Below are 12,456 nucleotides of genomic sequence, written 5' to 3' on the forward strand. Positions count from 1 at the left end.
GGCGCACCGCCCTCGCGTACGCCATCCGGTCTTTTTCCGGTGTCCTGGCTGCGCGACGGCGGTGCGCTCCGTCTGCCCGGTTGCCAGGCGGGGTGCGTGGCGGCCCCGAGGGTGGGTACTGAGCGGCCATGTCAGGTGACAAAAGATCGGTGGACGCCGAGCACTCCCGCCCCGCCGGTGTCGACGACACCACGATCGATGCGTTGGGCGAACTGAGCAAGGCCCTGGAAACCATCCACCGGGTACGCGGACATCTGTACTCGGCGCACCAACTGGTCGGCGGTGCGGACCTCACCCTGGACCGGGTGGTGACCCTTCTGCGCGAGGCCGGACACGACGCGGTAGCCGACCGGGTGGAACACGAACTGCTCGGCCGCAACGTGCTACCCGGCCGCTGGACCTTCCAGATCATGGAAGAGTTCGACGACGGCTACTACGCCACCTTCCAGGAGATCGAACGGTACGCCCGGGACACCCTGGTCGACGGCCGCCGGCACATCTACGAGGCGGAGATGAAACAGCGCCGCCGCACCCACGGCCGGGCCGGACACGAGGCCACCCCGTCTCAGTAACCGCTTTGTATGGGTTGAAAGCGGTGGTGTCCGTCGCGGGTGACTCGATACTGTCCGGGCTCACCACGGAGGTAGCGGGGTCAGCATGAGCGACGGCAAGGGTACGACGGTGTTGTGGCGCCCGACCGGGCCCCGGGAACTGGAGCTGGTCCGCGCCTCCGGGTGGCGGAAGTGGCCCCCGCGCCTGCCCGACCAGCCGATCTTCTACCCCGTGCTGAACGAGGAGTACGCGATCAAGATCGCCCGGGACTGGAACGTACCCGCCTCCGGCGCCGGGTACGTGACCCGCTTCCAGTTCGAGACGGACTTCCTCAGCCGCTACCCGGTCCGCCAGGTCGGCGGCGACACCATCCTTGAGCTGTGGGTACCCGCCGAAGAACTGGACGAGTTCAACAACCACATCGTCGGCCAGATCGAGGTGATCCACGAGTTCGGCAGCACTGATCGAGTCGGGTAAGGGTGGGTCCATGAGCGGTGCAGTCGGATCGCGAGGCTGAGGCATCACCGCGACGGGCGACTTCGAGCTAGTGCTGTGACCGGAATGGGACACCGTGACCGGAAGGCGGCTCGCGGGACGAGCGCACGCGAAACGGCTGGTATTACTGGGGCATGCAGGAAGAGATTGCACGCTCCGCGATCGACAGGTTCATCTCCGCGTTCAACGCCTCGGACGACAGCCATGTGACTGCCCTGCTCTCCCAGGCTCTGACCTCAGACGTGGTTTTCTGGGGGCCGTTGGGTCGCAGCGAAGGAATCGCGGCGGTCGAGCGGTTCGTGCTGGACATCCGGCGCCACCCGGCGGGGACCGGCACGATGGTGCGCTGCTCGGCGGTGGACATGCCTGACGAGTGGGCCCGCTACCAGTGGGTCTTCACCACGCCGGATGGAGGTCCCCGCCTGGCGGGAACGGACGTCGTCCATCTGCGGCGGCGCCTCATCGACCAGTTCATCGTCTTTGCGGGGGAGATCAAACCGTCCGCCTCCTGAGTCATCCTTCTGTCGCTGTCCTTCTCCTGAACTTGCCCCCTTCGGCGCTCGGTCGCGGTTGGTCAGGCTGCGGTGTTGAGGGGGCGTCCGCCCCAGCGGATGCCCGTCTCGCTGCGGACGCGGGCGCGTTCAGCCTTGATCAAAGCTCTGAGCTGGTGGGCGACGGACGAGTCGACCTGTACTCCGGCTTCTGAAGGTGGAACATCCACTGACCAGGGCAGGAGTTGAGCGACAACCGCTGTGGGTCGTCGCTGGGCCGTCAGCCAGCTTCGCGCGATCCGTCTCAGCCGACGACGTCAGGCCCCGGCTGATACGCGGCGATCCAGTCCCTCATGCGCTTCAACACCAGTGGATGCACATCGGCCAGGAGTTCGATCCGCTCGGCGACCACGTTCGGTCTCACCAGACCCGCTCGGAGCAATGCGTCAGCGAACTTGGTGTCCTTTTCCCTGCCGGCCACCAGCTTGGATACCACGCAGTCGTGCGGATCGAGCGCGTAGCCACGTCCCGGCTGGGTGTTGTCGGACTCCACCAGCACCAGCCGGTCGCGCCAGCCGTCGGGCAACACCGCCGTCGACACACTGACGCCCTGGGCGTAGTAGCCGAACGTCTCGTGGAACGGCGAGAACTCACCTATGCTCGCGTCGATCTGGTCGGCCTTCTGATCGTCCGGATCGTCAAAGAAGGCGACATCCACCTCCATCGAGGCAGTGGCTTCCAACGGAAGATCATCTTCCGGAATCGTCCCCAGCACCGACTGACTGCCGATGATGAGGACGTTCCGGTCTTCGACAATCCGACCCGTCGATCTCAGGACATGCTCCAGCTCTGCACGCTTCATGCCACCCGACCCCAGTCGCTGTGCTTGAAGGAGTCAAGAACCTTCCGACGCTGTGGTTGCGAAAGTACGCCAGCGAAGGGCGAGTTCTGCCGCAGCTCGACAGCCTCCGGATCTTCCGAGGTCAACGTCCGAAGGACGGACCCAACCCCTTCGTTGATCTTGCCCTGCCAGCGTCTCAGCCAGACCTCGGTCATGGTCCCCCGATGCTGTCGGAGCAGCCGACCAAGGTTCTCTGCAGCCTTACCCAGCACTTCGTCCGGATCGACGACCAGGCTGCCCGCCACCGCTTGGTGCAGCCACAGCGACTTGAGCTGATCACGGGTCAACGCCTGCCTGGGTCGCAGCAACGCCTCGACATGCTCCCGCCTGACCTTGCGGTGCGCACCCACCCACACGAACGGCAGGTCCCCACGTTCACACAGGTTGACCACCTGCTGACGCGACGAGCCCAGCAGCTTGGCCGCCTGGCCAGTGGTCAGGAGTTCCCCACTCATACTCGCCAGCATGCGCCGTAAACACCAAAAACGCAACTCGACTACGGCATCTGTGCTGCTCAAACGGCTCAATGTTGACCATGAACGACCATCGACACCCGGACATAGAACCAGCTCAGAGCCTTGATCGGGGCTCTGAGCTGGTGGGCGACGGACGAGTCGACCTGTACGCCGGATTATGAAGTTCGTTCGCGCCCTGAGCAGGCGTTTCGTTCGCCTGACACCCGCTCAGGGCGTCCCCAGGGCGTCAGGGCGTTTCGTCGGGGCTAAACAGGTTGTCGATCGCGTTGCGGGTGCGTTCCTCGCTGGCGGGCATCAGGTGCGTGTAGACCCGGAGCGTGAAGCCGGGGTCGGCGTGCCCGAGGTAGGAGGCAAGCGCCTTGATGCTCTCCCCCGCGTCGAGCAGCGACGAGGCGTAGAAGTGGCGGAGCGCGTGCATCCCGGTGGCCCTAGTCGGCGTGATGCCAGCCGCCACGACAGCCGGTCGCCAACTCTTGTTGTCGAAGGTGCGTCGGTTGATCGCGCCGCGCCGGGTGGTGGTGAACAGCAGTGGGACCGTGACCCGCTCGTCTGTGGCCGGGTTCTCCCACGGCAGGGTTAGCGACACCGGGGCGAAGTCGTCGATGTGCTGGCGTAGCACCTGGGCGACGGAGTCGGGCAGCGGTATCCGGCGGTCCCGGTCGTTCTTGGGCAGACCGAAGACGAGCCGGGAGCGGACGAGCTTTACCTGACGGCAGACGTGCACCCAGCCCGCGTCAAGGTCGATGTCGTCGACCCCGAGGCCGAGAATTTCGCCCTGCCGCAGACCGCAGCCGGCCCCCAGGTCGACCATGGGGCGGTACCGCTGGGCGAGGCCACCGCGGATTGCCGAAACCTGGTCGTACCGCCACGGCACCACCCGACGTTGCACCGGTCGCGGTGGCTTGACCGACTTTGCCGAACACGGGTTCTTCGCGATTCGTTCGTCATCTACGGCCGCGCCGAGGATGGTCCGCAGGTGGGCGAAGACCACGGCCCGAGTCGCCGGAGCCAGCTTACCGACCATTGCGGCATCCCACTCCCGAACGTGCCCCGGCTTGATGGACGCCAGTTGCCGAGAGCCGAAGAACGGCAGCAGGTGCTTCCGTACCCGGAACTCCGTACTCTCGCGGGTCGATTCGTCGAACGAGCGCGTTCGTAGCCACGTCTCGGCGTACTCCGCGAAGGTCATCCGGCCTGCGACCGGATCGACGTACGAGCCGCGCAGCTTGTCCGACTCAGTCGAGACGAGGAACGCCTCAGCCTCACGCTTGGCGCGATCGGGGAATGACTTCTTGCGTTCCTTGCCGTCCGGGCCGATGTAGCGCACCCGGTAGCGCAGGCCCTTGCCGAACAGTTCCGTCTTGACCCGCTCCCGTTGCCCGCCCGGGTGACGCAGTGTCTTGTACCAGCGATCCTCGACGTGTCCCATCAGGCCGCCGCCTGCTCACGTACCCAGGACCGGACCGCTTCCGGTTCGTACCGCAGGTGACGGCCGACCCGTGCCGCAGGCGGACCGTACTTGACCTTGCGCCAGCGGTACAGGGTTTCGGTCGGCACCCGCAGGTACGCCGCCACGTCCCGGATCGTCCAGAGCCCATCGTTCGCCGCCATTACTGCCCCTCCCCCGTCGTGCTTTCCGTTCCCGTCGTCGATGCGGTGGCGGGGAGCTGGGCGGCGCGGTCCTTGGCGGCGAGGAGTTCGGAGCGCCAGCGGGCACGTTCGCCGATAGCCCGAAGCAATCGGTGGGCCATGGGGCCGACGTCGGGGTCGTCGGGTCGGGCGAGTTCCCAGGCGTGGCGGACGGGTTCGACGGTGGCGCCCTGGTCGTCGACGCCCTCCAAGCCGACGGTGACGCCGAGCAGTGCCCGCACCCAGGCCCGTACGTCGTGCTTGTGGTCGGAGAGCGTTTTGCCGGACCAGTCGCGGGAGATGAGGATGCGCCGGCCGCCGATGCCGAGGGTGTCCCGTTGGTGGACTTTGCCCTTGCAGCGGCCCGGCTTGAGCTTCGCGTGTGCTCGCTTGGGTTGGATGCCGTAGAGCAGCCAGTTCGCGCAGCGGTCGGTGCACGGGGTGAGTTGGAGTTCCTGCCAGAGCCGGTCGAGGTGTTTGCGTTGCCGGTCGGTGGTCGCCCTGTGGACGTCGCCGGTGTGTTTGGTGATGTATTTGGTGACGTAGCGGATGGTTCGTTCGGCGTCTTCGGTGCCGGGCATTACGCCGCGTGCGTCGATCTGGGAGCCGAAGCGCACGACGTGCACCGGTTCGGCGTCTGGGTCGTCGTCGATGGCGTCGAGGGCTTCCGACCAGGTGGTCAGCGGCGTGCGGGTGTCCGGGTCTACCCACGCGGAAGCCTGTTCGTCCCAGACGGGTAGCCGGTCGAGGGTGTACCGCTGGACATCGACCGCCGGCCACCACACCTGGTGGTACGTCGCCGCCGCCACGGTGCGCAGCACGTCACGCGGAATCGTGCCCCGGATGGCGAAGTGCGCGTGAGGAGCAAGACGGCGTTGGGGCTCGACACAGCCGGCGTACTGGACGTTCCATCCCTCGCAGCGACGCAGGTTCTGCCAGAACCGATCGAGCAGCCGAGGGAAGTGCACCGCATCCCAGGCTGCCCGGCGGTAGTCGTACCGGTCGGGGTTGAGTGGGGTGCCGTCGGGGCGTACCGGGCCGTAGGAGTCGAGGGTGAGGGTTAGCCACATTGACGGCCGGTAGGTGGTGCCGTCGGGGGCGGTGTAGGTGCGGCCTACGGTGCGGCGCTCGACTTTGCGGCGGGGTAGGTCGGGGGCGTCTTGGCGACGGCGGGTGGATCGCTTGCGCCGTCGGCCGTTGTCGTCGTCGGCCTGGTCGTCGTCGCCGGTCGCGTGTGGCGGGGCTACTCGGCCCCGGAGTCCTTCGGCCGCGATGGCTTCTTCGACTTCGCGGATTGCCTCGTCGAGGTCTTCGACCTGGTCCCACTGGCTTGCGCGGGATGCCTCGTCGCGGGAGAACTCCAGGTGCCCGCGCATCAGGATCAGCGCCTTCTGTTCCTCGGTCGCCGGTTCCGGTGGCGGTAGCGGCTCGTCGTCGCGGTGCCAGCCTTCCCGGATCTGTGCCTGCCGCAGCCGACGGTTCTTCTTCGCGCACGGCGCGCACTTGTCCTCCCGGGTCGCACCACACGGCAGGTCGATGACCTCCGTCAGACCGGTGTTCAGGTCGGTGCGCCGCATCGCGAGAGGTCGGACGCAGACGCCGTATTCGGCGGCGATCTCTTTGAGTACGTCGACGGAGCGGGGTAGTGCCATGCGGGCCGCCCGCGACCCCGGGCGAGGTGGTGCAGCCGGGGTCGGGGCGGGTTCGAGGCCGGGCAGGGTGGCAGCGGTCATCGGATGATCCCGACGACGTGCGGCCGGTTGGGCTGGACGACACCACGCGCAGGCAGCACCGTCGCCGGAGCCGAGACGACAGCCGGCGGAACCGGGACAGCCGGCGCAGCAGGCTCGGTCAGGCGGACCGGTTCGACATCGGTGGCCGGGCCGGGTTCCTCGGTGTGGAGCGCGATCGGCTGGTCCGGCTCGACGGTTGGTGGGGTGACCGGGGCGTTGGACAGGACGACCTTCACCAGGGCGAGGAAGGCCAGCGACGGCACCGCCGCGACGATCCAGCCCCACACGGACGGTTCGGCTCCGGCGACCTGGGCGGCAAGGGACAGCAGCGCGAACGCCACCAGGAGCAAGGCGACCAGGCCGACGGGACGACCGGCACGACGCCGAGCGCGTAGTTCCAGGCCGAGGTAAATCGCCATCAGCTCGACGGCTACCGCGTTGGCCCAGCCGATCCAGTGCGGCTGACCGTGGGCAACGGACAGGTCGTGTACGTGGGTGAAGGCGGCAGCGCCGGCCATGGTGCCGATGGCGAGCAGGATCACCAGGCGTACCGCGGATTCGGTGCGCGTGGTCATCGCCATTCCTCCAACGGCTTCTCGCGGATGGTCAGGTCGATGCGGATGCGCCGGCCGTTCATGTCGTGGCGGCGGTTGACCATGTGCGCCAGGCCGTGCAGTGCGGCGGCGGTCTGGTGGGCGGGGCCGACGAGCCGGATGTGCAGCGGACGCCGGAGCCGGTTGATGATGCGGGTGAGGGGGTTCACGGCGGTTACCTCCGGGCCGGTCGGATGTCGGTGCGGATGTAGTCGGGAGGGGTACCGAGGGAGGCGACCGCTTCGGAGAGGCAGCGCCACAACGCCCACGCCTCATCCGGGGTCAGGGACATCCGCCGCCGCCCCGCACCCACCGCCAGATAGACCGGGTACGGGTCGACGCGGACGGACACGGCGGTGACCGGTTCGGGGGTACGCAGCCGGTAGAACCGGCGACCGGGCGCGGTCATCGACCCTCACCCCCGCTGTCCCGGTCGAGCAGGTTGCGCAGCGATTCGGGTAGCAGCGGTCCGGACGGCGTGCGCGGCAGCGGAGGCCGGGCCGGTTCGGGGGCGGTTTCCCGGCCGACCTGGGCGAGGATGTCCGCCGCGTGAGCGGGGGCCGGGTACTGGCGGGCCATGTCGCGTATGTCGTCGTCGGAGACGTACGAGAACCGGACCCGCATCGGGTCGGGGGTGCCGTCGAGGATCACGTACCCGACGCCCTTGGCCCACCTGGGCATCTGGTCAGCGAGCGCGCCTCGGGTTCGGGCACCGTCGCCAAGGACCATGTCGACCTGTGACGCCTCGGTGAGGCCGAGCGCGATGCGGGTTGGGAACAGGTCCCGGAACGGCAGCACGTCCTTACGCGGGTCCTGCAACGCGGCCACCACGAGGACGCCGACGCCGGCTCCCTGGGACAGCAGCAGCCCGAGCGACGAGGCGATGCGCTTACGCAGCTCGACATCTTGCAGGTACGCGGTCAGCGCGGCCATCTCGTCGACGACGACCACGACCAGGGGGTCAGCTTCCGTCGGCGTGTGCACCCGCACCGTGCCCGCAAGTCGGATCTGCCGCTCCCGCAGCACCGTGACCGCCTCGTCGAGAAGATCGGCCATGGCCTCGAACGACTTGCAGGCGAACCGGGCGAACATCGGACGGCCAAGCGCGAATTCCATCCCGCCCTTGGGATCGATCACCCAGAGCCGGACGAGGCCGGAGGCGATCCCACCGCCGAGCACCCGCACCAGCGACCACAACACCGAACCCTTACCGGAGCGGGTCGCCCCGCCAACGAGAACATGCGTGGCAAGCAGGTGCAGTGACCAGGGGCGCAGGTCTTCCCGCCGGGCCAGGGGCAGCGCGGTGAAGTCCGGAACCACGGGCACCGGGAACGGTGGGACCACCGTGCGCAGCGCGTCGGTACGCACCACGGCCAGGTAGACCAGCGTCGGCCGATCCCGGTACCGCACCCGATCGACCAGCCGCAGCAACCAGGACGCATGTCCGATACGGGTCGGCGGGTCGCCGGGGCGTTCCGAGTAGACCCGGACGTGTCGCCGGCCGAAGGCGTACGCCAGGTTGGCGCTGACCGCCTGGAACTGCTCCGGCGTCTGGCCCCGGACCATGCGGACGGTCAGCACGTCGAGCGACTGATCCGAGCGCACCCGCAGCAGTTGCGGCAGGACCGGCCGACGGTCGTACGTGTCGGCGAGGCGGCACAGCGTCATGGCCTCCCGCCACACCTGCCGATAGACGAACACCCGCCGGAACGCCCCGAGCAGCGGACCCGCCAGCCAGGTCCACCAGGACGACTCGTCCCGCCACCGCCACACCGCCGAGGCCGCCGACCCGAGCACCAGCGGCACCACCAGCCCCGACCAGCCGAACTCGACGAACAGCCACAGCGCCAGCACCGCCGAGCCGGTGGCCACCGGATGCCGCAAGCACCACCAGATAGCCCGGCCAGACCGGCGCAGCACCAGCCCGAGCAGCACCGCCCAGAGCGGCAACACGAACCGCTTCGGCCGGAACACCATCAGATCCCCGGCCGAGGTCATCACCACTTCACCGCGAGGCCGCCCGATCACCAGGCACCCCGCAACGACCTAGCCCGACACACGCCATACCTGGGCCAGCCACGACCAGCCCGACACCTACCCTTGGACACGTCACGACCTCTCTCGACAGAGCAGGGGAAGAGACACCAGGGGGCGGGGCTGCCGTCCGCCAAGACCAGACAGCCCCGCCCCCACCTGAAACGGCTACGCCGCCGCCTTCTTGCCACCGACCACCGGAGCCCGCAGCCCGGTCGCCCGCAGCGAATACGCCATCCGACCGTTGTTCGCCACGTACGGCGTCACCGTCATCCCGTCGAACTCCACCGCCTCAAACGGCGCACCCGACGGCGGCACCGGCTGATAGTCAGCCGAGATCTTCACCGTCGTCTCGCGGGACCGTTTTCCCAACTCAGGATCAAGATCCATCACCCGGACCTGCCACACCCGCTGACCAGTCACCTTGTCCTTCGCCGGGGACCGCCGACCCGTCTTCTCGTCGTAGTCCTCGACCTCACCCAACGACTCGGGCACCAACGCGCACCCCGCCGGGAACACGTCCTCGAACCGCACGGCGAACCTCGTACCGCCACGCAGAGCCATCGCTCACCCTCCAGGTTGTTAACTTGTCTGCCAAGTCGCGATCCAAGGTAGACGGCACTTGGCAGACAAGTCAACAACCGATGGCGAAGCTCGCCGCTCGATCTCAGAAATGGGCTAGTCGACAGCTGGCGCGGAAATGCGGCGCCGGGCGTCGAAGTGCCCGTGCAGTGCCAGCGCATCGGCCGGACTGGTCCGGTCTACCCACGAGGACCTTGTCGCCGCACAAAGGTTGCTCGGCGCCGGCGGGACGCCGCTGATGTGGGGGCCTCCGGGCGCCCGCTGCGCTAATCACCCGTTCTCGCTGGTCGGACACCGGCCACCGGGGCGCCCCGCACCACACACCCTGCAGTCCACCCCGGGGACTCCCAGTCGTCCGGTCCGGATACGCAGAGCGCGGCGAGCCACCTTCTCAGCCTTACCGCTAGCCTGGGTGATTCACGGTGATCGCCGAGATGCGCTGTTCGTCGGCGTGTAGATAAGCGGAAGTGCCTGCCCTGCAAGGGAAACTTGTGATTGCGACATCTACAGGTTTCTCTCTGGGGGAGGCACTTCCAAGGTGCAGCTTACGGCGTGGTCGAAGGATCTACGGGTCACCGCGGGCGGTTCAGGTGTGGTGTCGCACGTTGGTGCGGCGTTGCTGCGGTTGCTGGCGGATCGGGCCGGGTTGACCGCAGGGTTGTCGGCGGGGCTGGCCCGGGCCGGCTGGTGGCCGATGCATGATCGGGGTCGGGTGCTGGTCGACCTGGCGGTGATGATCGCTGACGGTGGGGAAGCCATCAGCGATATCGACGTGCTGCGCCACCAGCGTGAGGTGTTCGGGCCGGTGGCCTCGGACACCACGGTGTGGCGGGCCCTGGACGAGATCGGCGCGGTGCAGTTGCGGCGTATCGCCAAGGCCAGGGCGAAGGTCCGCGCCCGGATGTGGCAGCTGTTCGGCGGCCCGCCGGCGGCGAGGGCGGCCGGGCGGGACATCGGCACCGGCGTGGTGGTCCTGGACGTCGACTCCACGATCGTGATCACACACAGCGACAAGGAAGGCGCTGCGGCCACCTACAAGCACAGCTTTGGTTTCCACCCGATCCTGGTGACCTGCGACAACACCGCCGAGTTGCTCGCGGTGAAGCTGCGGCCGGGCAACGCCGGCGCGAACACCGCCGCCGATCACCTCGACGTGCTCGCCCAAGCCATCGCGCAGGTCCCCGCGAAACACCGCCGGCACCTGCTCATCCGCGGTGACTGCGCCGCGGCCACCCACGCCGTGCTCGACTGGCTCCACGAGCAGGACAGCAAACGCGGCCGGCGGGTCGAGTACTCCCTCGGCTGGTCGATCGGCGAGGCCGAACGCGCCGCCATCACCGCCCTACCCGCCCAGGCGTGGTCACCGGCGATCAACGCCGACGGCGGTGTCCGCGACGGCGCCGCCGTCGCCGAACTGACCGGCCTGCTGCACCTGCCCGGCTGGCCGGCCGGGATGCGGGTCATCGTCCGGCGGGAACGTCCCCACCCTGGCGCCCAACTCACCCTGTTCGAGGACCGCGACGGCTGGCGCTACACCGCGTTCGTCACCAACACCACGACAGGTGTCCTGCAGTGGTTGGAGGCCCGCCACCGGGCCCACGCCCGTGTCGAGGACCGGATCCGCTGCGCCAAGGACACCGGCCTGGGTCGCCTACCCTCCCGCGAGTTCGCCATCAACCAGGCCTGGTGCACCGCCGCCGCGATCGCCGCCGACCTGATCGCCTGGCTGCAGCTCATCGGCCTCGACGGCGACCTGGCCAAAGCCGAACCGAAACGACTGCGCTACCGATTCCTGCACACCGCCGCCCGCCTCGTGCACGGCCAACGCCGCCGCACGCTACGCATCCCCGCCACCTGGCCCTGGGCCGAACAGATCACCACCGCGTTCAACCAGATCACGGCCATCCCCGACCCCGGCTGACCAGCACAGCCACCGCCCCAACAACCCGGAGGACCCCAGGAGACCACGCCCACCGCCGCGACAGACGGCCCACCACCACGCCCGCAACCCAGCAGCATCGATCAACAACGATCAGCTCCGCCGGGCCGAAGGAGCCGGCGTCAGGCACGAATCATCGAGGCTAGGCGCAAAGAATTGCTGTCGATAGTACGGCCCAATGCAGGTTACCAGATTATTTGCGCCCCCGCAGACCCACCCACGGCAGGGCAATTCGGCTGGCATCTTCGTTTCTACTGGCGGTGGCTATATTGCAGGACTCAAACGTGCAGCCGCACCTACCACTGTCGGATTCGTTACACAAAGAAAACATTGATGGCGAGCATCTTCCACGCAACGATCAAGTGGTCGCCAAGGCGGTGGCAGGAAACAGCAGAATCAAGAGGGGGAGCAGCCTCATGAAAGGTCATGCAAGGAGATTACTCGGCGTGATGGCGATGCTATTATCGCTCATTGTCCTGACATCAACCTCAGCCCATGCAGCACCAGTCGAAGAACCTGGCCCCGCCGAAACAGCGCCTGCCGTAGCATCAGTAAGCGATGATCCTTCGATCATGAGCGCCTTCGGCACCACCCCTATCGGAACGTTTAAGTACAGCTACGGGGGGATCACAATCAGTGTACCCACCGGCTGTTTCTTTAGTCACTACATCGAGGGTGACGGCCAGATGGTGAATCGACACACAGTCGGGACGGATTGTGTCGGTCCTGGCTACTGGTGGGGAGGCTTCTGCAACTACAAGTTCCAGATCAAGTACTACGATCTGAACGGAAAGAACTACACGAACTGGCCAGCGAATCCTGGCCCGCTGTACTCAGTATGCGACTACAACACGAACCACACCTATCGACCGAACCTCCGATACAAGGTTGGTAAGGCCTGCGCCGTCTTCTACGTCGGCGGAAACAACGAGCGGGCGCGCCAGTGCCACAACATTCTTGCCGGCTAAGTGAGTGAAGTCGAACTACAGTAGTGAGGTGGGGGCGCATACAAAAAAGAGCAACACACCCAA

The 12,456-nt window shown here is 67.3% G+C and carries 15 protein-coding genes; 5 read left to right on the forward strand and 10 right to left on the reverse strand.

All coding sequences use genetic code 11. The features are described from left to right. Positions 1 to 128 precede the first annotated feature (128 nt). The 3 genes from ACLQ2T_RS19960 (at position 129) to ACLQ2T_RS19970 (ending at position 1,559) form a co-directional block, all read left to right on the forward strand. Positions 129 to 572, forward strand: coding sequence for a hypothetical protein (locus ACLQ2T_RS19960; RefSeq protein ID WP_425767867.1), 444 nt, complete (start codon positions 129 to 131; stop codon positions 570 to 572). A gap of 85 nt (positions 573 to 657) precedes the next feature. After that, the gene (locus ACLQ2T_RS19965) at positions 658 to 1,029 is read left to right on the forward strand and encodes a hypothetical protein (protein WP_425767868.1); all 372 of its coding nucleotides are present in this window, start codon (positions 658 to 660) and stop codon (positions 1,027 to 1,029) included. Between the two features lie 152 nt (positions 1,030 to 1,181). Beyond that, a complete protein-coding gene (locus ACLQ2T_RS19970; RefSeq protein WP_425767869.1) occupies positions 1,182 to 1,559 on the forward strand; it encodes a nuclear transport factor 2 family protein in 378 nt (125 codons plus the stop codon). 283 nt (positions 1,560 to 1,842) lie between these two features. Here the strand turns inward: ACLQ2T_RS19970 and ACLQ2T_RS19975 are convergent, their stop codons facing one another. From ACLQ2T_RS19975 to ACLQ2T_RS20020, 10 genes are all read right to left on the reverse strand, one after another. Further along, entirely contained in the window at positions 1,843 to 2,400 is a 558-nt protein-coding gene (locus ACLQ2T_RS19975; protein ID WP_425767870.1) for a DUF6036 family nucleotidyltransferase, read from the reverse strand. Beyond that, complete coding sequence (locus tag ACLQ2T_RS19980; RefSeq protein ID WP_425767871.1) at positions 2,397 to 2,894, reverse strand: helix-turn-helix domain-containing protein; 498 nt, start codon at positions 2,892 to 2,894, stop codon at positions 2,397 to 2,399. Before ACLQ2T_RS19980 ends, ACLQ2T_RS19975 begins: the two co-directional genes overlap by 4 nt. A gap of 247 nt (positions 2,895 to 3,141) precedes the next feature. After that, positions 3,142 to 4,344 (reverse strand): tyrosine-type recombinase/integrase, encoded by a 1,203-nt coding sequence (locus tag ACLQ2T_RS19985; RefSeq protein ID WP_425767872.1) that lies wholly within the window; start codon positions 4,342 to 4,344, stop codon positions 3,142 to 3,144. Then, on the reverse strand, positions 4,344 to 4,526 hold the full coding sequence (locus ACLQ2T_RS19990; RefSeq protein ID WP_203220703.1) for a helix-turn-helix domain-containing protein: 183 nt from the start codon (positions 4,524 to 4,526) through the stop codon (positions 4,344 to 4,346). The genes ACLQ2T_RS19985 and ACLQ2T_RS19990 overlap by 1 nt, the downstream gene beginning before the upstream one ends. Beyond that, complete coding sequence (locus ACLQ2T_RS19995) at positions 4,526 to 6,277, reverse strand: replication initiator (RefSeq protein ID WP_425767873.1); 1,752 nt, start codon at positions 6,275 to 6,277, stop codon at positions 4,526 to 4,528. The genes ACLQ2T_RS19990 and ACLQ2T_RS19995 overlap by 1 nt, the downstream gene beginning before the upstream one ends. Further along, positions 6,274 to 6,852, reverse strand: coding sequence for a DUF2637 domain-containing protein (locus ACLQ2T_RS20000; RefSeq protein WP_425767874.1), 579 nt, complete (start codon positions 6,850 to 6,852; stop codon positions 6,274 to 6,276). Before ACLQ2T_RS20000 ends, ACLQ2T_RS19995 begins: the two co-directional genes overlap by 4 nt. Further along, complete coding sequence (locus tag ACLQ2T_RS20005) at positions 6,849 to 7,040, reverse strand: hypothetical protein (RefSeq protein WP_425767875.1); 192 nt, start codon at positions 7,038 to 7,040, stop codon at positions 6,849 to 6,851. Before ACLQ2T_RS20005 ends, ACLQ2T_RS20000 begins: the two co-directional genes overlap by 4 nt. A 5-nt stretch (positions 7,041 to 7,045) precedes the next feature. After that, positions 7,046 to 7,279 (reverse strand): hypothetical protein, encoded by a 234-nt coding sequence (locus tag ACLQ2T_RS20010; RefSeq protein WP_425767876.1) that lies wholly within the window; start codon positions 7,277 to 7,279, stop codon positions 7,046 to 7,048. Continuing rightward, positions 7,276 to 8,868: an FtsK/SpoIIIE domain-containing protein gene (locus ACLQ2T_RS20015; protein WP_425767877.1), complete on the reverse strand. Its 1,593-nt coding sequence runs from the start codon at positions 8,866 to 8,868 to the stop codon at positions 7,276 to 7,278. Before ACLQ2T_RS20015 ends, ACLQ2T_RS20010 begins: the two co-directional genes overlap by 4 nt. Positions 8,869 to 9,072: 204 nt before the next feature. Continuing rightward, positions 9,073 to 9,468 carry a transcriptional regulator gene (locus tag ACLQ2T_RS20020; protein WP_126711252.1) on the reverse strand — a complete coding sequence of 132 codons (396 nt, stop codon included), beginning with the start codon at positions 9,466 to 9,468 and terminating at the stop codon, positions 9,073 to 9,075. 556 nt (positions 9,469 to 10,024) lie between these two features. Between ACLQ2T_RS20020 and ACLQ2T_RS20025 the strand changes: the two genes are divergently transcribed. Beyond that, positions 10,025 to 11,407, forward strand: a complete 1,383-nt coding sequence (locus ACLQ2T_RS20025) for an IS1380 family transposase (RefSeq protein ID WP_425767878.1) — start codon at positions 10,025 to 10,027, stop codon at positions 11,405 to 11,407. 302 nt (positions 11,408 to 11,709) lie between these two features. Then, positions 11,710 to 12,393, forward strand: a complete 684-nt coding sequence (locus ACLQ2T_RS20030) for a hypothetical protein (protein ID WP_425767879.1) — start codon at positions 11,710 to 11,712, stop codon at positions 12,391 to 12,393. Positions 12,394 to 12,456: the final 63 nt, after the last annotated feature.

The organism is Micromonospora sp. DT229, from assembly GCF_049844505.1.
GTDB lineage: Bacteria > Actinomycetota > Actinomycetes > Mycobacteriales > Micromonosporaceae > Micromonospora.

What these genes read in the sequence shown, in the direction of transcription:
- ACLQ2T_RS19960 (WP_425767867.1), top strand. Translation starts at nt 129, where the DNA reads ATGTCAGGTGACAAAAGATCGGTGGACGCCGAGCACTCCCGCCCCGCC.
- ACLQ2T_RS19965 (WP_425767868.1), top strand. Translation starts at nt 658, where the DNA reads ATGAGCGACGGCAAGGGTACGACGGTGTTGTGGCGCCCGACCGGGCCC.
- ACLQ2T_RS19970 (WP_425767869.1), top strand. Translation starts at nt 1,182, where the DNA reads ATGCAGGAAGAGATTGCACGCTCCGCGATCGACAGGTTCATCTCCGCG.
- ACLQ2T_RS19975 (WP_425767870.1), bottom strand. Translation starts at nt 2,400, where the DNA reads ATGAAGCGTGCAGAGCTGGAGCATGTCCTGAGATCGACGGGTCGGATT.
- ACLQ2T_RS19980 (WP_425767871.1), bottom strand. Translation starts at nt 2,894, where the DNA reads ATGAGTGGGGAACTCCTGACCACTGGCCAGGCGGCCAAGCTGCTGGGC.
- ACLQ2T_RS19985 (WP_425767872.1), bottom strand. Translation starts at nt 4,344, where the DNA reads ATGGGACACGTCGAGGATCGCTGGTACAAGACACTGCGTCACCCGGGC.
- ACLQ2T_RS19990 (WP_203220703.1), bottom strand. Translation starts at nt 4,526, where the DNA reads ATGGCGGCGAACGATGGGCTCTGGACGATCCGGGACGTGGCGGCGTAC.
- ACLQ2T_RS19995 (WP_425767873.1), bottom strand. Translation starts at nt 6,277, where the DNA reads ATGACCGCTGCCACCCTGCCCGGCCTCGAACCCGCCCCGACCCCGGCT.
- ACLQ2T_RS20000 (WP_425767874.1), bottom strand. Translation starts at nt 6,852, where the DNA reads ATGACCACGCGCACCGAATCCGCGGTACGCCTGGTGATCCTGCTCGCC.
- ACLQ2T_RS20010 (WP_425767876.1), bottom strand. Translation starts at nt 7,279, where the DNA reads ATGACCGCGCCCGGTCGCCGGTTCTACCGGCTGCGTACCCCCGAACCG.
- ACLQ2T_RS20015 (WP_425767877.1), bottom strand. Translation starts at nt 8,868, where the DNA reads ATGACCTCGGCCGGGGATCTGATGGTGTTCCGGCCGAAGCGGTTCGTG.
- ACLQ2T_RS20020 (WP_126711252.1), bottom strand. Translation starts at nt 9,468, where the DNA reads ATGGCTCTGCGTGGCGGTACGAGGTTCGCCGTGCGGTTCGAGGACGTG.